We start from the raw sequence: 17,035 nt of genomic DNA on the forward strand, positions 1-17,035 counted from the left end.
AAGCTGATATGACTGAGTTTAAGTACCTCATCTTCTTCATGACCTTGATAATAGGTGTGCCTCTAGGTTACCTCTGCTGTCTGCATTCTAAAAATTGCGAGAAATTGGTGTTCTTTCTGGTGATATTTTTTACCTGCGACATGGTCGATATCAACTTTGTTTCCATGGAGACTTATCGTGGTACCACCAGAGGGTTCGAGTTCGGCATGGTGGATATTTCATTGTATATTTTGCTGAGTTTAGTCCTTAAACGTAGGCATCAATTGCCCATCGACTGGTTCCCAATGGGCTCTAGTCTGTACCTGTTGTATTTTCTGTTTAGCCTGGCATCAATCATTAATGCCGATGTTGGTATCTATTCCGCCTTCGAAATACTCAAGATGTGCCGTATGTATGTCTACTTCTGGACCATTGCAAATTACCTGAGAAATGAGCAGCAATTGCAGTGGTTGATGACCACAATCGGCGCCATTATCATCTACATATTTTTCTCTGTCATGAAACAAAAATATCTGCTCGGCATGTTCCAATGTAAGGGACCCTTTCCTCATCAAAATTCATTGGTGATGTACGTTTCAATCTTTGGCGCCATGGCCCATGCCTATCTGCTCAATGTTGCCAGCAGCCGAAGTTGGTTTTGGTTCACCATCTTTGGTATGGCCTCTATCTGCATACTCGCCACCCTCTCGCGCGCTGGCCTTGCCCTGTTTATTCTCAACAGTTTAATGGTGTTTTGCATCTCGCTATGCAGTAAACAAAGCAATGCCAAGGTCAGAAAGCGTCACCTGATCTTACTGATCATCTTACCGCTGGCGGGAACTCTGGTGTTAATCAAAGCCTCAGACACCATTATGGAACGATTTTTATCCGCTCCGGAAGAGTCAAAGATAGTAAGAGTTCAACTCGCCAAAGCAGCGCTTTATATGGCCAATGACAAAGTTCTTGGTGTGGGCTTAAATAACTTCGCTCATAAAATCAATCCTCCCTATTCATACTCATCACATATCCCTATGGTCGACGAAAATGATCCCGATGAAAAACATGGTTTGGTGGAAACCGTTTACTTAATGATTGCAGCCGAAACTGGCTGGTTAAACCTGGTTATTTTTATCAGCTTGTTACTTTTTTTCTATACCAAAAACATAAAAAATTATTTTCGATTGAAAGGCTCACAAAGTCGCTTTATCTGCATCGCATTGATTGCTTCACTGACCTGTATTTATCTGCAGTCCACCTTAGAGTGGGTGTTGAAACAAACCAATAATTTTTATCAATTGATGTTGGTCTTTGCACTTATTGCAACCATGGACCGAATGATCCAAACAGGAGAGCTAAATGGCCAAGCCAAGCGAAAGAGATGCTAATTATTTTTATCAGCAGCTTTCTCCCGGTGTCGAAGCCGACTTATCTCGGGAGCAACGTCAGGAATTCCTAAGAGTATTAAACCGGGCTGTGTCTGTGCCCAGTCAAAAACTACTCTCACTCCAGCTTAGCTTCTGGTTCTTCCGGCATTTCTATCTGGTGGTGTACTTGGGGATCGACTCTCGCTCCAGAGAACGCACCAGCACCGTCCCTATCGTCAGCGGTTTACTCGCCAAGGGTACCCTTATCCTTTCCAAAGGAATATTTTTTATTCTGGCCAGTTTAATCGTCCTCTGGGTTGCATACGAAATCAAGTCAATGCTCGGGATCGACCTGTTTAAGAATTTTCACCTTATCGATTTAATTAGGTCATTACTATGAAAAAACTCAATATCTTGATTATCAGTAACTACTACCCACCCTTTCACATTGGCGGTTATGAACTCGCCTGTAGAGACACGGTAGAATTCTTACGTCAGAAAGGACATCTGGTAACTGTACTAACTGGGAATAAAGGCAACACGGCTCAATCAAACATTCAGCAAATGGGAACTGTCCACCGGGAACTCATTTATATTGATTATGATAACCCAAGCTATCGCCAACGAGCCGAGGTTGAAACTTGCAATTACCAAATCTGCCAACGATACATTAATCAGGTATCACCCGATCTTATCTATCTCTGGAATCAGCAATACCTTTCTTTAGCACCATCACTTGCCAGCCAAAATAGTGGCATTGCTAAACTCTATGAAATTGGTGACTTTTGGCCCGCCGCTTATATTCGTCCAGGCTTTATCAATGCCCTAAAACGCAAAGTAAAATCTTGGCTACCGGGTTTGATTGGCGGAAGGTTCGATTTTGGCCCCTGCATCGCTTGCTCTCATTGGGTGGGTAAAGCAATTAAAGAGCAACTCAACGCCAGAAATGTAGAAGTCATACACAATGGCACTCAACTGGGCGCCGAGCCTCAAAGAAACCGTAATCAACCTACCTCTTTCCTGTTTTGTGGACGACTATGTCAAATTAAGGGAATAGAGCAAAGCCTACAGGCATTTAAATTATTGTTAGCTAAATTTCCTAACAACCAGCTTAGCCTAACCTGTATAGGCCCGATAGAGTCCCATTACAAGCAGGTTATCGAACAGATGATCCATAACGCGCACCTAGGTGAAAATGTACAGATTTTACCTCCTACTGATGACATGAAACATATTTATCAACAACACCATGTGTTACTGATGCCCACCTTGATGCCTGAGCCTTTTGGCCTGGTCATCATAGAAGCTATGGCCAATGGCTTGGCAGTCATCGCCAGTGACCGTTTCGGGCCTGCCGAGATAATTAATAACGATAAACTGGGCATTCTGATCAACCCGGAGGATCCCATAGCCATAGCCGATGCCATGGCACAACTTATCGATGACCCTGGCCGTTATCATGAAATAACTAAAGCCGGTTATCACCATGTCAGCACGCACTTTCGTCTGGAAATGGTCAAGGAAAAAGTGGAACAAGTCCTGCTACACGCGGTAGAGGAGCATGAGCTATGCCTCACTCTAAACAGTTAATTAAATTAACAGCCTCAAACTACCTGGCCACTATCATCAAGTTTATGGTCATGATCTACCTGACTCGGGAGATGTTTCTACAGTTACCCAAAGAATCCTATGGTTTCTGGGCCTTACTTTGGTCCATATTTGGCTACTCTGTATTACTGGACCTGGGTTTTGGCGTCGCATTACAGAAAAAAACCAGTGAAGTATTAGAACATCAAGATTGGGATAGCTATAACCGCACTGCGTCAACATTATTCGGGACTTATTTTCTATTAGGCTTTGTTATCGTCGTACTAACCTGCCTGAGTGCACCATTTCTGAATTTGATCTTTGTGTTTGAGCCGGGAACTCAGGCTCTGTATACCCAATGCTTTCTGTTTTTTGGTATTGGTACCGGTCTCATCTTTCCTTTTGGGATTTTTATGGAAGTATTACGTGGCGCTTTGTGTATGCAAGTTAGAAATCGTATCGAGGTACTCAGAGATATAGCCAACTGCATTGCGCTAGTGATAGCCCTGAGAATAAATGCCGATATACGTGTGTTAGCCATTATAGTCATCACCAGTCAATGCTTGGCAAATATTGCCATGTATATAGCAGCTAAACGTGCCTTGCCTCGCTTACGACTCTCCTGGCGTTTATACAGTCCGACAAAAATGGTCGAGCTGATGAGCTTCTCGCTCTGTGCCTATGTGATCACCATTAGTAATTTGATTGTTTTTAGAACCGACCAAATTGTCATCTCGGCCTTAGCGGGTGTAGGCCTGGTGGCCTACTACCACGTGACGACCCGATTGGCCGAGATATTTCGCTTACTCTGCTCGCAAATACATGACGTGCTAGCCCCTATGTCTTCAAGCTTTAACGCACAACAAGATAAACAGGCCTTACGACAACTCTTACGCCGTAGTCAACGTTTTGTCTGTCTTATCGTAGTCTTACTCATTGTGCCTACATGGTTTTTTGTCGAAGATCTGTTGCGGATCTGGCTCGGGCTTGATAATCAACAAACCTTTTGGTGTGCACGGATTTTATTACTGAATATTGCCATTCTGGTTATTTATCGCAATACCACTAATCAAATCTTACTCATGTGTGGTTACCAAAAACCTTTGATGTGGATAGGAATAACCGAATGCATAGCCAACCTGATATTAAGCTGCTTGCTAATACAATCCCTTGGCATCCTGGGTGTAGCTTTGGGCACACTAATTCCAAATATCCTATTGGCCATCTTCGTCAGCATTCCAATGACAAAGAGATTTACGCAAACATCTATTTGGCAGATCTACAAGCCTCTGGTTATCGCCAGCCTTGCCGTTGGCCTGCCCTTCGCGTCGGGACTCGTTTTATTTGAGCTAGTGACAGAAGGTTATAACTCACTCCTGCATATCATCGCGGTCAGCGTGATATGCGTGATTCCGGCACTCTTTTCTGCCTACAAATGTTACCTGTCCGTCAGTGAGCGCCATCAATTGAAACACATAATAATTTCTATGGCCCCTAGATTGCAGCTGAAATTGTAAATCGAACCGATACATGACTAGTCTTTAACAAACAGTTAAATGAGTGGATTTTCAACATACGCTTTTGGAGAAGAATATGACGAAAGGAACCATTATCAATATACCGCGCAGATTTGTAAAAGATGAATGGGGTGGCACCGAAACCGTGATCACTGAAACTGCACATCAGCTTAAGGCTATCGGTTACCAACTTGAAAGCGTCACCACGTTAGCGCTATCTGACAATAAACAAGAGTCGATTTTCGGTATTCCAGTCAAACGTTTTACTTACAGTTATACTCGCTTGGGCCTCTCAAAGAAGCATAGACTCCTGCTCGATAAACGTGGCGGAAATATGTTCTCTCTTTCCCTGTTTTTTTACCTTCTTTTCAGCAAAAAAACCAAAGTATTCCACCTGCATACCATGGGGAGACTGGGAGCCATAGCCCGCATAGCTGCTCGACTGAAAGGAATCCCCTATGTGGTCAGTATTCATGGGGGCTATTTAGGCCTCCCTAAAGAGCAATTAGACGATATGATGCAGCCCCTAAAAGGCAGCTTTAACTGGGGGAAACCGTTTGACCTCTTGCTACAAAGTAGCAAGGTCATAGAAGGCGCAGACGCCGTTATCTGTGTAGGGGAAAACGAGCGGGAAAAGATAGCGGCAAAATATCCTGAAAAAAAAGTAGTCTATCTACCAAATGGTGTTGATAAACAAAGGTTTTCCTCGGGTAATGCATCCGCATTTATTAGCAAATACCATTTCACCAGAACTGACAAGATAATCTTATGTGTCAGTAGTTTTACCCCGCAAAAAAACCAAGAAACCTTACTCAGGGCTTTTGCCAAAGCACACAAGCATTCCCCGGAATTAAAACTTGTTTTAATTGGCGTTATCTATGATCAGGACTACTTTGACCTTTTAGAGAGCCTAAGCACGGAGCTAGAACTGAAGCAGGATGTTCGCTTTATCATCAATCTTAACTTCGATGACCCTAGCTTAGCTAATGCCTATGCCGCCGCAGCGCTTTTTGTACTGCCTAGCCTCTATGAACCTTTCGGTATTGTTGTGCTTGAAGCCTGGGCATCTGGCACCCCAGCGCTTTGTGGTAATGTCGGAGGATTGCCTTCTTTTGTAATAAACGGCGAAAATGGCTTGTTCTTTGACGTTGAGTCTGTGGACTGCCTTTACCAAAAAATGATCGATATATTACAAGACAAGATGCTCTATAAGCACATCCAAAGCCATGCCCTCAAAGCCGTCGAAACCTACTCATGGCAGGCCATATCCAAACGTCTGGCGAATTTGTATGAAGAAATAGCATCATGAAAACTCTGCCAATATTTATGATGATACTCGTGCTAATTACAGCTTGTATGCAAATTAGTTCGAGAGAGATCCCTGAAGGCAGCGAGAACCAACTGTTAACCATAGAGACCAAACCAACCAAGGCTGCCATTTATAAAGATGGTCAATATATTGGTCATTCACCACTGAAAATCTGGCTATGGCACGGGGCCCCCAGAATCAGTCAGATTATCGCAGTCCCCCTGTACAAGCATCAGTTCGTCCAGCTTCAGAGCCTGAGCATCCCGACGATTCCAACCCAACTGACTTTCTATATGACAGAGCCGAGTTCCTACGAATATGATTTTTCAGATAAGCCAACCCAAAGTAAACAAGAACAGCAGCCCAGTCCCCACTTTACACGTTTACAGCTGTTTTTTGACTTCGACCAAGACCAGTTAAACATCAGTGAAATAAACCGCCTTACTCTGTGGTTAAGCCAATTTGGCTCAGAACCCGACAGGATAGAGGTGCACGCGTATGCCGATGAAACAGGCTCCCAGCAGTACAATAAAGCCCTGAGCCATCGCCGAGCACTCGCCATTACCCAATGTTTACACCGCTTAGCTCTCAAGCCTAAAGAATTACTGGTTATTCATCACGGCGAGCGTGTATCCCTTAGCCAGACACAACAATTACCCAAGCAAATCGATCGTCTTGTTGAGTTATTGGTTTTCTATCAAGAGCATGATAGCACTGGAAATAACAAAAAAGCCCCCGGGTTGCTGAATCCGGGGGCTTTCAATAACTAAACTTAAATCTGCTTTAACGGATCAGTTAGCTCGTTTTATTCTCTTTCATTTCCGCCGCTTCACACGCTGCCGCGGTGAAGATCACATCGGTAGAGCTGTTCAAGCCAGTCTCAGCCGAGTCCTGAATAACACCTATGATGAAGCCTACCGCAACCACCTGCATGGCTACATCATTTGAAATACCGAATAGGCTACAAGCGAGAGGAATAAGCAGTAAAGAGCCACCAGCCACACCGGATGCCCCGCAGGCTGAAACCGCAGCAACCACACTCAAGAGAATGGCTGTCAGCATATCAACCTGAATACCCATGGTGTGAACCGCAGCTAAGGTTAATACTGTAATAGTAATTGCTGCGCCGCCCATGTTGATGGTTGCACCTAAAGGGATTGATACTGAATAGGTATCTTCATGGAGCTTCAACTTCTCACACAGCGCCATGTTAACCGGAATATTTGCCGCACTCGAGCGGGTGAAGAAGGCCGTGACTCCACTCTCACGCAAGCAGGTAAACACCAGCGGATAGGGGTTACGACGGATCTTGATAAACACTATGATAGGGTTCACTACGAGTGCGATGATCGCCATCGAACCCAGCAACACCGCTAACAGCTGAGCATAACCTGCGATAGCAGCGAAGCCAGTTTCAGCAAACGTCGCCGCTACCAGGCCAAAAATACCGATAGGCGCCAAACGTATGATGAATCGCACCATCTCTGAGATACCATGGCTCACATCAGAAAACACTTGTTTGGTTGAATCACTAGCGTGATGCAGGGCTAATCCTAAACCAACACCCCAGGCCAAGATGCCAATATAGTTGCCAGTCATCAGGGCATTAACAGGATTGTCCACCAGTTTGAATAGCAAGGTATGGATCACCTCACCGATCCCTTCTGGCGGATTAGCACCTTCAGCACCGGTTGCCAAAACTAAAGTAATAGGGAAAGCGAAACTCATCAATACAGCCGTAAGAGCTGCGGCGAAAGTGCCGAAGAGATATAAGACCACAATGGGTTTCATATTGGTTTTAGCATTCTTCTTTTGATTGGCAATAGAAGCCGCAACTAAGATAAATACTAAAATTGGGGCAATGGCTTTCAAAGCACCGACGAAGAGACCACCTAAAAAGGCAACACTTTGGGCTGCACTTTCTGAGAATGTCGCCACTAAGATACCGGCGATGATGCCAAATAAAATTTGCAGCACTAAGCTGCCGTTAACAATTTTTGCTAACAGAGAACGATTTTCTTTCATTGATAGACCTGTCATTATTATATTATATTTTTTATGTACAATCAGGGTGTATAGATTTTGACAAACCTTAACCTCACCTGAATCTTCTTCCTTCACTGTGAAGTTTTATCTAAACAGCCTGCTCATGTCTAGTACTACAGTATAAAACCCTGACTATATTACCCTATGGCAGCATAATGGTAACAGAATACTAAACATTAGCATTGTGTTGTTCTGCCCCTCTTAGCATAGCGCTAATCAACTCATGGGCATCAAATTTGGTTAAGGCTTCATTGGCGCCGACTTGATGAGCTTGGCTCACGCTAATTTCACTGGATAGAGAGGTGTGTAAGATGATGTAAGCCTGAGCTAACGCCGGCGTATTCTTTACTTCAAACGCCAGTTCATAGCCATCTAAACCTGGCATCTCAATATCACTTACTAGCAACTGTATTGGCATACCATCTTTAGCAGCCTGCTCCATGATAGCTAATGCTTCTCTCCCGTCCGGTGTGACCTGGTAGGGAATATTAATGCTGTCGAGTGCATCGGATAACTGTTTACGTGCGACTTTGGAATCATCAACCAACAATATGTGGAGAGGCTTAAGCTTCTCACGTTGGACATCGGTCAAAATGGCTCGAGTTGTTTCCGGACTAGGTGGAAAAACTTTGGAAAGCAGTAGCTCGACATCGAGCAGCTGAACGAGCTGATCATCGAACTTGGTTACCCCAGTTAAATACGCATTTTTACCTAAATTATTTGGAGGAGACTCAATATCTCGCCAATTACATTCAATGATCTTATCTATGGCGCGAACAAGGAAACCGATCACCATACGTTGACAGTCGGTGATAATAATATAGCTTTTCGATAGTTCCTTTTGTGCTATGGGTGTATAGCCAACAGCGGATGCCATATCGATAATGGGTATGGTTTTACCTCTAATGGTGGCGGCGCCCATGATGGTTGGATGAGACTGTGGAATAGCACTGAGAGGCGTGTAGGGGACAAGTTCACGGATTTTAAGTGTACCCAGCGCAAAAAGTTGTCTCTGTGACAGACGAAAAAGCAGTAAGCCTTGTGATTGACTGGCCTTACTCTTCATTAGCATACCGAATTGAGAATTAAATAATGGATTAAGTCTAATCTATCATAGTGTAAAAAGGATGACACTAATCAAAATAACCGTGATAAGTTCTATAGTTGGGACTCAAAAGGAAACAAGGCAATCAGGTCTGCCATAAACTTGCGCCAAAAACCCGCTCCAGGTTCGGCGTAGACAATAAGCCCCTCGGCTTCATCTATCCAGACTAGCTCCCCATCTTCCACTGCAAGGGTGTAAGCCGCTTCGGGTAGCCCCATTTCGACTCCAGTCACTATGGCATCTGCAAATATGGCATTATGGAACATGATACCCATCTCGGTATTGATCATTGCCGATCTGGGATCGAAGTTAAAAGAACCGACAAAGATTGACTCTCTATCTAAGATGAACGTTTTCGCATGCAGACTGGAACGAGAGCTCCCAGACCAGGCCGAAGGCTTATAAAGCGGGTCGGCCTTCACTTCGTATAGCTTAATGCCAGCTTCTAATAAAGGCAGTCGATAGCCCTGATAACCTGCATGAACCGCCAATACATCGGTAGCAGCTAGACTATTAGTGATTACCTTAATGTCTAGTCCAGCCTTAGCGGCTGCGACCAAGCTTTTTGTCCCCTCTCTTGTGGGGACAAAATAGGGGGATACGATTAGCACTTCACGGCTAGCACCGGATAAAAATCGAGATAAGTCTGATAACAACCAACTTTCTTCTGATTTCCTTTGCGCTTTTTCTGGTGGATCATAGACCACCTCAGCCTTTCCCCAGTACCACTCAAGCGTATTTTCTTGGATCTGTTTCAGTAACAGGCTTAATTTTAAACGCCCAACATATTGATTAGACTCAAATGCCTCACGCTCAAGTTCTATCGAGTCGATGGCTTGGGCGAGATCTTTATCAACAATGACATAAGTTGACAGCGCTTCTATCGGTAAACTGACATCCGCATTCCAATATCGATCAAATTGTAGAGACACCTCATCAACAGAATCACCAATAAACATCAAATCGAAGTCACCAAAGTCAACATCGTCATTATTAGAGAAATACTCGTTACCGATATTCCGGCCACCAACAATCGAGGCTGAATTATCTACGGTCAGTGATTTATTGTGCATGCGGCGGTTCATTCTCGAAAAACCGGTAATGAACTCTAGTCCTCTCAGGGTACGAGAATAGGAAGGATTAAACAGGCGGACATCAATATTTGGATGGTTCGCCAGCATCATCAAGCCCTTGTCTAACTCTTTGGTGGTGAGGTCATCGAGTAGTATTCTTACTCTTACGCCACGTTCTGCAGCATCGATAATATGCCAGATAAGTAGCTTGCCCGTATCATCGTTACGGTAGATATAATATTGAAGATCGATACTCGTATTAGCAGACGTGATTAATGCCAGCCTGGCAATGAAGGCATCCAGACCATCAATTAACGGAATGACCCCTGCTTTATCGGGGTGATCTTCTATGAGTGGTGAAACATATGTGGCCAGAGGGGAATCGTCTGCGGGGATAAGACGATAGCTTGCTTTTTTATCAAGGAGATCGGGGGCGCTACTACAAGCAGACAACAGAAAAAATAAAACTGACACTAGCATCACATACAGTTTATCTCTCGCCATCCTAGCTCCTGTTACCCTACTCGCTTGTATATTACTTCTGCTTTAATCTTGTAATGCATAGAGCACATCGAATGCAAATTGATCCCACCCTTCTGCGCTAAAAGCGATATCCCTGACGGCACGAACTTGACTGACAGCATGCAACGGCGCAGCACCATTTTCCATCAAGTAATAAGCCATAATTAACGCCGTTCTGTCTTTTCCAGAACGACAATGGATCAATACCGGCATATTGTTTGCCTCACATTCACGAATGAACGCTAATGCCTTTGGTAACTGCTCCACACACAAAGCCAAATCTTCTTCCTTTGGAGGGATGTTGCTTGAAAATGGAATACAGGCATAAGATAAGTCTGCATCGATAAATGCTTGGGGGTCGCAGTCTTCACCACCATTAACCGAAAGCACTGCACCGATCCCCGAGCGCTTTATTTCCTTTAAATCCCAAGCTTCCTTGTTAGGTCCACTGCGTCCAGCAATTTTGTCTTCAACTAACCAAAATAGATGCTGCATAACCTTTTACCACTCTTATTAACATTGGAATATAACGGCACTTACTACTGAAAAATCATTACAGTAACCAGCACCGTCAAACATAAAACTTTAGCTAGCCATTAACACAGCTATTTTTTAGTCCAGAACTCAGCATTTGCTTTAGGCAATTTCTTACGTTTTTTCTTACCCATTCCCTCTGGGGCTGCCATAGATTTAATCTCTCTTGAGGGACAATCTAAGGGCGCCTCATCATCGGCTTCGAAACCACTGACTTGCTCACGGTCTAACTTGATTTTATTTTTCTTCTCAATGACCTTAAAATGCTGATACTCATCATGAGAGATGAGTGATAGCGCCAGCCCTGCTTCACCAGCACGACCACTTCGGCCAATACGGTGCATATAGTCAACTGGGCTTCTGGGCAGCTCATAGTTAATCACCACAGGTAGTTTATCGATATCTATACCACGAGCAGCGATATCGGTGGCGATTAACACATGGGTCTCGCCACTTTTAAACGCCTCAAGTACCTTAGTTCTAGCACCTTGTGATTTATCACTGTGAAATATTTGCGCCGCAATACCAGCCTTGGCCAACTTTTGCTCGAGTCGATTACAAGTGTTTTTTGCACTGGCAAACACTAACACCTGACGCCAGTCATTCTCTTTAATCAGATGTGCGAGCAGGGCTGTCTTACGATTACGGTTAACCGTATACACCTGCTGTTTAATGGTCGATTTTTCCTCAGTCTGAATCTGGATTTCGACTGGAGTCGATAATAAATTATCGGTAAGGATTTTGACTTCTTCAGGAAATGTGGCTGAAAAAAGCAAGGTCTGTTTGTGTTTAGGCAACAAGGCCAGAACTTGATTTAGCTCTTCAGTGAATCCGAGACTCAACATGCGATCCGCTTCATCAAGCACTAATGTTTTCACATCATCAAGCTTGATGGCGTTACTCGAAATGAGATCGAGTAATCGACCAGGAGTTGCAACGAGAACATCAGCCCCCCCTCTCATGGCTAACATTTGGGTATTAGCCGACACACCACCAAATACGGCCTCTATTTTCAACCTAGGCTTAATCAATTGTCCGTAGCTCTTAAAGCTCTCAGCAACCTGTTGAGCAAGTTCTCGGGTCGGTACTAAAACAAGTCCACAGACCTGATTTCCTTTAGAAATATTAGCGCTACTCTTGGCGAGTTTCTGCAGCATAGGTAAAGCAAAAGCTGCTGTTTTACCTGAGCCTGTAATCGCTCCTGCCAGTAGATCTCTACCCGATAAAACGGCTGGAATCGTTTTCCCTTGGACTAGAGTGGGATTGAGATACTCGAGTAAGGTTAAACGTTTGAGCAGTTCCGGGATTAACCCAAGTTGTTCGAAGGTAATTTCAGGCTTAACTTGTGGAGAGTGTGCTTGGGTCATAAGGATGGATAGATCCGTAAAAAGAGGGCAATATTAAATATGGCCCATATTCTACGCTAGATCAGCAGGGAAAGCTTTTATTTTGATTTTTACCATTGAGGTCCTTTGCCTCTAAAATCGATGAGACCATCCAGTGCAGCAGAGATCTCAAAAAATTAATAATTAACTGAGCTAAAAGCCTGTACAGTTTTCCAATTTGAGCAGAGACTTTTTCATCTCGAGACCATAAGCATAACCGGTTAAGCTACCATTTTTCCCTATCACTCTATGGCAGGGGATGATGATGGCAATGGAGTTAGCGCCATTCGCCGCTCCGACGGCCCTCACGGCCTTAGGTCTGTTTATTTTGTTGGCAATATCGGCATAACAACAGGTCGTGCCGTAATCTAGCGTTAACAAGGCTTGCCAAACGGCTTTTTGAAACTCGGTCCCCTTTGGCGCTAACGGAACTGAAAAGCGCTGTCGCTTGCCAGAGAAGTATTCCTCTAACTCCTTTTCAGTCTGAATTAAATAGCTGAAAGCTTGTTGATTTAGTTCTGTCTGCTCATTCATCTCCAGCTTAGCTTCAACTAAGCTCAGATGTGATAAACCAAATTGATTGGCCTTAATGTAGATCTCGCCCACCTGAGTTGTCACGGTTTTAGCCATAATGGTATCTGAGGTGATTGGCGACTCTTTATCGAAATGGGCAAATACTGGCACATCCGTTAATTGCTTCATGCTAAATTCCATAATTGAAACGTTAAGTAGCTGCCCCAGGGAGACGCTTGCTCAGTAAGCCTATCTGTTAGCTCACTGTAATCGACTCGGGATAACGTATTGGCTTGCTTATCGTGGGCGACGGGTTCTACGCCTTGCTGATACAGAGATAGTACCTTTTTCTTAACCACTAGGTCGGAACACAATAAAATATCAGGATCACTTAGGCCACGCATCTTGGCATAAGCAAGCGTCCATGGGCCTATGCCTTTAATCGATAACCACTCATCGACAGCACCGCCAGGATTCTCACTGACAAATAACCCCAGTGCTTTTAGCGCCGCTTTCCGCGCTCCCGGCATTTTAAGCTCATCCAGAGACGCTGCTGCAATTGCTTCAGGTGTAGGAAAAAGTACGACTTGCTTACCGGAAATAGTGACATTCTCACCATAGGCTTTGACCAGTGTATTTAACAGTGCTGTAGCTTGAATAATACTCACCTGCTGACCCAGTACAGCACGGCAACCCGCTTCAAAAACGGACCAGGTCCCTGGTAACCTTAGCCCTTGGATCATGTCTTTGGTCATGATGGCAGTCGAAGCTAAAACGGTTTCAATCTTGTCCATATCTGCATCCAAGTCTAGCAACCTACGGATCTGCATCGTGATATTTTTTAAACTGGCAAGATGATCACTCGAAGCCAGATAGATATTTACTTTAAATCCATTTTTGTCTGCTTGATGACTTACCTCGAAATATCCTTTCGCTTCACCAAACTGAAAACATCTTCCATAACCTTCTCCATCGAGTTCCCACTCCATTTTTTCAACCATACGCAGCCGATAAAATGCCATCTGACGAGTCCAATTCAATGGCGGCCTATAAGCGAAAAACAGAGATAGCATCACACCATCAGTTATCTGAGCCATTTTATCTGTCCCCTTTTCACCTTTAGCATTTTTCTGAGTCGTTTTTCTAAGGGCGGTAGGCGTGAGCTTTAACGTCTGTTTAAATGATTCATTGAATCGCCTGACACTGTTAAACCCTGCTGCAAACGCAATTTGAGTGACACTTAAATTTGTCTGATGTAGAAGCTGTTTAGCGAACATTAAATCACGAAACTGGGCATATTTTTTAGGCGACGTACCAAAATTGTCGCTAAAAATCTGCCTGAGATAACGGCTAGAAATACCCAACCTATCCGATAATGCCTCAATGTCTATGCCATCGTTTCCTGAAAGCACGCCCCCCTCTATCAAGGTCAATGCCCGCTCTAATGTCGTTCGAGTACCTTTCCAGGCACTGGAGTTGGGGGCACTGTCGGGACGACAACGAAGACACGGCCTAAGCCCTGCACTGGACGCACTAACGGCTGAATCAAAATAACGAACGTTCTCCTCCTTCGGAGCGACTGCTGGACAGATTGGCCGACAAAAAATACCGGTCGTGAGTACCCCGATAAAAAATTTCCCATCGAAACGTGGATCACGGGATAATCTAGCTTTTCTACATGACTCATTGGATAACTTAGGCAAAACGTTCGACATATTTGTGCTAACTATAAGAGGAAATCCTTAAAAGCACTTTACTGAATAAAAGCAGTATGAACTAGCGGAAAACGGAACTGAATACAAAAAAGCCAAAGTTAAGTCAAAGTTATCAATTTACGATATGCTAGCGGCAGAGATAATTAATTCATTATGGTTGAGTAACAGATGTTTAAACGATTCGAGTCATGGGTTGACCCCCTCCCCGCAGCCGAGCCGGAGCAACCTCCTCAAGGGATATATGCGTTTTGCCGTCATTACACTAAGGGATTCGAACGCCCGCTAATATTAATGTCCATCCTCACCGCCATTCTCGCCATATTAGAAGTATCATTATTCGGCTTCATGGGTCAGCTTGTCGACTTATTGATAGCCAATGACCCTGATACCTTATTTGAAAAGGAAGGCCTCAAGCTGATCGGGATGACAATATTAGTGTTAGTGGTGATCCCCTCCTTAGTCCTGTTACATGCACTGATAGTTTATCAAGGACTCCTGGGGAACTATCCCATGTCTATCAGGTGGTTAGCCCATAGATATTTACTGAAACAGAGTGTTTCATTTTATCAAAATGATTTTGCGGGTCGTATCGCCACAAAGGTGATGCAAACGTCGTTAGCTGTCAGAGAGACCGTGACTAAACTTTTGGATGTACTCGTGTACATATTAGTTTATTTTACCTCTATGCTGGTTATGATAGCCAATGCAGACCTACGATTGATGCTACCTATGTTGCTCTGGTTAGGCTTGTATATCGGCCTACAGCTCCGGTTTTTACCTCAATTGAAGCAAATATCGACCGAACAGGCCGATGCGCGTTCAAATATGACTGGTCGCATCGTCGACAGCTATACCAATATCACCACAGTGAAGCTGTTTTCCCACACCCAGAAAGAAGCCGAATACGCAAAAGGCAGCATGCAGACGTTTCTGGATACCGTGTATAGACAGATGCGACTCGTCACAGGTATCAATGTCAGTGTGCAGATCATCAACTACCTACTCGCATTTGCCATCGCAGCCGTGTCAATCTGGTTATGGACAACGAGTGCCATCACGGTAGGCGCCATTGCCATTGCCATCAGTCTGGCCTTAAGGTTGAATGGCATGTCCCAGTGGATCATGTGGGAAATAAGTTCCTTGTTCGAAAATATAGGCACAGTTGCCGACGGTATGAATACTTTATCTAAGCCAACTGAGATTCAAGATATAAAGGATGCGCCAAAGATTACTGTCGAAAAAGGCGCCATCGACTTCACCAAAGTCAGCTTTCACTATGGTGAGAATAGCGGTGTGATCGAAAAACTGAACCTCAATATAAAAGCGGGTGAGAAAGTTGGACTAGTCGGTCGCTCTGGCGCTGGAAAATCGACGTTAGTCAACCTGCTGATGCGCTTCTACGATGTAGAAAAAGGCACTATCGAAATTGACAAGCAGAACATCAAACATGTTCAACAAGACTCTCTACGTGCCAACATAGGCATGGTCACGCAAGATACGTCATTGCTACACAGATCGATTCGAGAAAATATTCTCTATGGAAAACCCGATGCCAGCGATGAGGAGCTAATGAGTGCAATTAAGAGTGCACAGGCCTATGACTTCATCCAAACCTTGACGGACGCAGAAGGGAATCTAGGCCTAGATGCTCAAGTGGGTGAACGAGGCGTCAAACTCTCAGGCGGTCAGAGACAACGTATCGCCATTGCACGAGTACTCCTCAAGAATGCACCGATCTTGCTACTGGATGAGGCAACATCGGCACTGGACTCGGAAGTAGAAGCCGCGATACAAGAAAGCTTATACCAGCTAATGGAAGGGAAAACAGTAATAGCTATTGCTCACAGGCTCTCCACCATAGCCGCTATGGATAGATTAATAGTCTTAGATGAAGGCAATATTATTGAAGAAGGCACCCATCAAGAACTGATACACGATGGCGGTATATATGCTCAACTATGGGCGCACCAGACTGGTGGTTTCTTAGGTCTAGATTAATCACTATCGATAGTAAGAACATGAAAGCTATCATTCAGATGGCTTTTTTATGCTTTCGATTCCACTAATTCAAGATGGTCTAATACCAATAGCATTCTGTACTGCTAGAAATGCTTCCCCTTACTCTGTGTACTACTAAAAGAACTTAGCACCAGTCATGTACAGATATCGAAATAGTGGGGAAATAGCAATGCATGGGAAGATAATTAGTACGGAGAAAGCCACGAAAATTCAGATACAAAAAAACCACCTGCCGGTGGTTTATATGTCTACTCTATCCTATTTAGATATGAGCAAGCTAGATATGGTGGAGCCTAGCGGGATCGAACCGCTGACCTCAACACTGCCAGTGTTGCGCTCTCCCAGCTGAGCTAAGGCCCCATTTCAT

General features: G+C 44.2%; 14 protein-coding genes and 1 tRNA gene. 7 read left to right on the forward strand and 8 right to left on the reverse strand.

Annotated elements, in window-relative coordinates:
- Positions 1–8 precede the first annotated feature (8 nt).
- The 6 genes from FS373_RS26685 to FS373_RS26710 all read left to right on the forward strand — a co-directional run bounded on the left by FS373_RS26685 (position 9) and on the right by FS373_RS26710 (position 6,526).
- Positions 9–1,364 (forward strand): O-antigen ligase family protein, encoded by a 1,356-nt coding sequence (locus tag FS373_RS26685; RefSeq protein ID WP_144045946.1) that lies wholly within the window; start codon positions 9–11, stop codon positions 1,362–1,364.
- Entirely contained in the window at positions 1,336–1,743 is a 408-nt protein-coding gene (locus FS373_RS26690; RefSeq protein ID WP_152830962.1) for a hypothetical protein, read from the forward strand. Before FS373_RS26685 ends, FS373_RS26690 begins: the two co-directional genes overlap by 29 nt.
- Positions 1,740–2,933 (forward strand): glycosyltransferase family 4 protein, encoded by a 1,194-nt coding sequence (locus tag FS373_RS26695; RefSeq protein ID WP_152830963.1) that lies wholly within the window; start codon positions 1,740–1,742, stop codon positions 2,931–2,933. Before FS373_RS26690 ends, FS373_RS26695 begins: the two co-directional genes overlap by 4 nt.
- Entirely contained in the window at positions 2,912–4,447 is a 1,536-nt protein-coding gene (locus FS373_RS26700; RefSeq protein WP_152830964.1) for a lipopolysaccharide biosynthesis protein, read from the forward strand. The genes FS373_RS26695 and FS373_RS26700 overlap by 22 nt, the downstream gene beginning before the upstream one ends.
- Positions 4,448–4,523: 76 nt before the next feature.
- Positions 4,524–5,756 carry a glycosyltransferase family 4 protein gene (locus FS373_RS26705; RefSeq protein WP_152830965.1) on the forward strand — a complete coding sequence of 411 codons (1,233 nt, stop codon included), beginning with the start codon at positions 4,524–4,526 and terminating at the stop codon, positions 5,754–5,756.
- A complete protein-coding gene (locus tag FS373_RS26710; RefSeq protein WP_152830966.1) occupies positions 5,753–6,526 on the forward strand; it encodes an OmpA family protein in 774 nt (257 codons plus the stop codon). The genes FS373_RS26705 and FS373_RS26710 overlap by 4 nt, the downstream gene beginning before the upstream one ends.
- A gap of 25 nt (positions 6,527–6,551) precedes the next feature.
- Here the strand turns inward: FS373_RS26710 and sstT are convergent, their stop codons facing one another.
- The 7 genes from sstT to FS373_RS26745 all read right to left on the reverse strand — a co-directional run bounded on the left by sstT (position 6,552) and on the right by FS373_RS26745 (position 14,649).
- Positions 6,552–7,781: a serine/threonine transporter SstT gene (gene sstT / locus FS373_RS26715; RefSeq protein ID WP_144045940.1), complete on the reverse strand. Its 1,230-nt coding sequence runs from the start codon at positions 7,779–7,781 to the stop codon at positions 6,552–6,554.
- 190 nt (positions 7,782–7,971) lie between these two features.
- Positions 7,972–8,868: a chemotaxis protein CheV gene (locus FS373_RS26720; protein WP_144045939.1), complete on the reverse strand. Its 897-nt coding sequence runs from the start codon at positions 8,866–8,868 to the stop codon at positions 7,972–7,974.
- Between the two features lie 92 nt (positions 8,869–8,960).
- Positions 8,961–10,484 carry a phospholipase D family protein gene (locus tag FS373_RS26725; protein ID WP_144045938.1) on the reverse strand — a complete coding sequence of 508 codons (1,524 nt, stop codon included), beginning with the start codon at positions 10,482–10,484 and terminating at the stop codon, positions 8,961–8,963.
- Positions 10,485–10,526: 42 nt separating this feature from the next.
- Positions 10,527–10,997, reverse strand: coding sequence for a dual specificity protein phosphatase family protein (locus FS373_RS26730; RefSeq protein ID WP_144045937.1), 471 nt, complete (start codon positions 10,995–10,997; stop codon positions 10,527–10,529).
- 110 nt (positions 10,998–11,107) lie between these two features.
- A complete protein-coding gene (locus FS373_RS26735; protein ID WP_144045936.1) occupies positions 11,108–12,403 on the reverse strand; it encodes a DEAD/DEAH box helicase in 1,296 nt (431 codons plus the stop codon).
- A gap of 171 nt (positions 12,404–12,574) precedes the next feature.
- On the reverse strand, positions 12,575–13,135 hold the full coding sequence (locus tag FS373_RS26740; protein ID WP_144045935.1) for a methylated-DNA--[protein]-cysteine S-methyltransferase: 561 nt from the start codon (positions 13,133–13,135) through the stop codon (positions 12,575–12,577).
- Positions 13,120–14,649, reverse strand: coding sequence for a DNA-3-methyladenine glycosylase 2 family protein (locus FS373_RS26745; protein WP_152830967.1), 1,530 nt, complete (start codon positions 14,647–14,649; stop codon positions 13,120–13,122). Before FS373_RS26745 ends, FS373_RS26740 begins: the two co-directional genes overlap by 16 nt.
- 168 nt (positions 14,650–14,817) lie before the next feature.
- On the opposite strand from FS373_RS26745, the gene FS373_RS26750 reads away from it, so the two are divergent.
- On the forward strand, positions 14,818–16,647 hold the full coding sequence (locus FS373_RS26750) for an ABC transporter ATP-binding protein (RefSeq protein WP_144045933.1): 1,830 nt from the start codon (positions 14,818–14,820) through the stop codon (positions 16,645–16,647).
- Between the two features lie 305 nt (positions 16,648–16,952).
- Here the strand turns inward: FS373_RS26750 and FS373_RS26755 are convergent.
- Positions 16,953–17,028: transfer RNA gene (locus FS373_RS26755), tRNA-Ala, on the reverse strand.
- Between the last annotated feature and the right edge of the window lie 7 nt (positions 17,029–17,035).

This window comes from Shewanella sp. YLB-07 (assembly GCF_009377275.1).

Coding starts and splice junctions, on each gene's coding strand:
- FS373_RS26720 (WP_144045939.1), bottom strand. CDS start 8,868: ATGAAGAGTAAGGCCAGTCAATCACAAGGCTTACTGCTTTTTCGTCTG.
- FS373_RS26710 (WP_152830966.1), top strand. CDS start 5,753: ATGAAAACTCTGCCAATATTTATGATGATACTCGTGCTAATTACAGCT.
- FS373_RS26690 (WP_152830962.1), top strand. CDS start 1,336: ATGGCCAAGCCAAGCGAAAGAGATGCTAATTATTTTTATCAGCAGCTT.
- FS373_RS26725 (WP_144045938.1), bottom strand. CDS start 10,484: ATGGCGAGAGATAAACTGTATGTGATGCTAGTGTCAGTTTTATTTTTT.
- FS373_RS26750 (WP_144045933.1), top strand. CDS start 14,818: ATGTTTAAACGATTCGAGTCATGGGTTGACCCCCTCCCCGCAGCCGAG.
- FS373_RS26685 (WP_144045946.1), top strand. CDS start 9: ATGACTGAGTTTAAGTACCTCATCTTCTTCATGACCTTGATAATAGGT.
- FS373_RS26740 (WP_144045935.1), bottom strand. CDS start 13,135: ATGGAATTTAGCATGAAGCAATTAACGGATGTGCCAGTATTTGCCCAT.
- FS373_RS26730 (WP_144045937.1), bottom strand. CDS start 10,997: ATGCAGCATCTATTTTGGTTAGTTGAAGACAAAATTGCTGGACGCAGT.
- FS373_RS26735 (WP_144045936.1), bottom strand. CDS start 12,403: ATGACCCAAGCACACTCTCCACAAGTTAAGCCTGAAATTACCTTCGAA.
- sstT (WP_144045940.1), bottom strand. CDS start 7,781: ATGAAAGAAAATCGTTCTCTGTTAGCAAAAATTGTTAACGGCAGCTTA.
- FS373_RS26745 (WP_152830967.1), bottom strand. CDS start 14,649: ATGTCGAACGTTTTGCCTAAGTTATCCAATGAGTCATGTAGAAAAGCT.
- FS373_RS26705 (WP_152830965.1), top strand. CDS start 4,524: ATGACGAAAGGAACCATTATCAATATACCGCGCAGATTTGTAAAAGAT.
- FS373_RS26695 (WP_152830963.1), top strand. CDS start 1,740: ATGAAAAAACTCAATATCTTGATTATCAGTAACTACTACCCACCCTTT.
- FS373_RS26700 (WP_152830964.1), top strand. CDS start 2,912: ATGCCTCACTCTAAACAGTTAATTAAATTAACAGCCTCAAACTACCTG.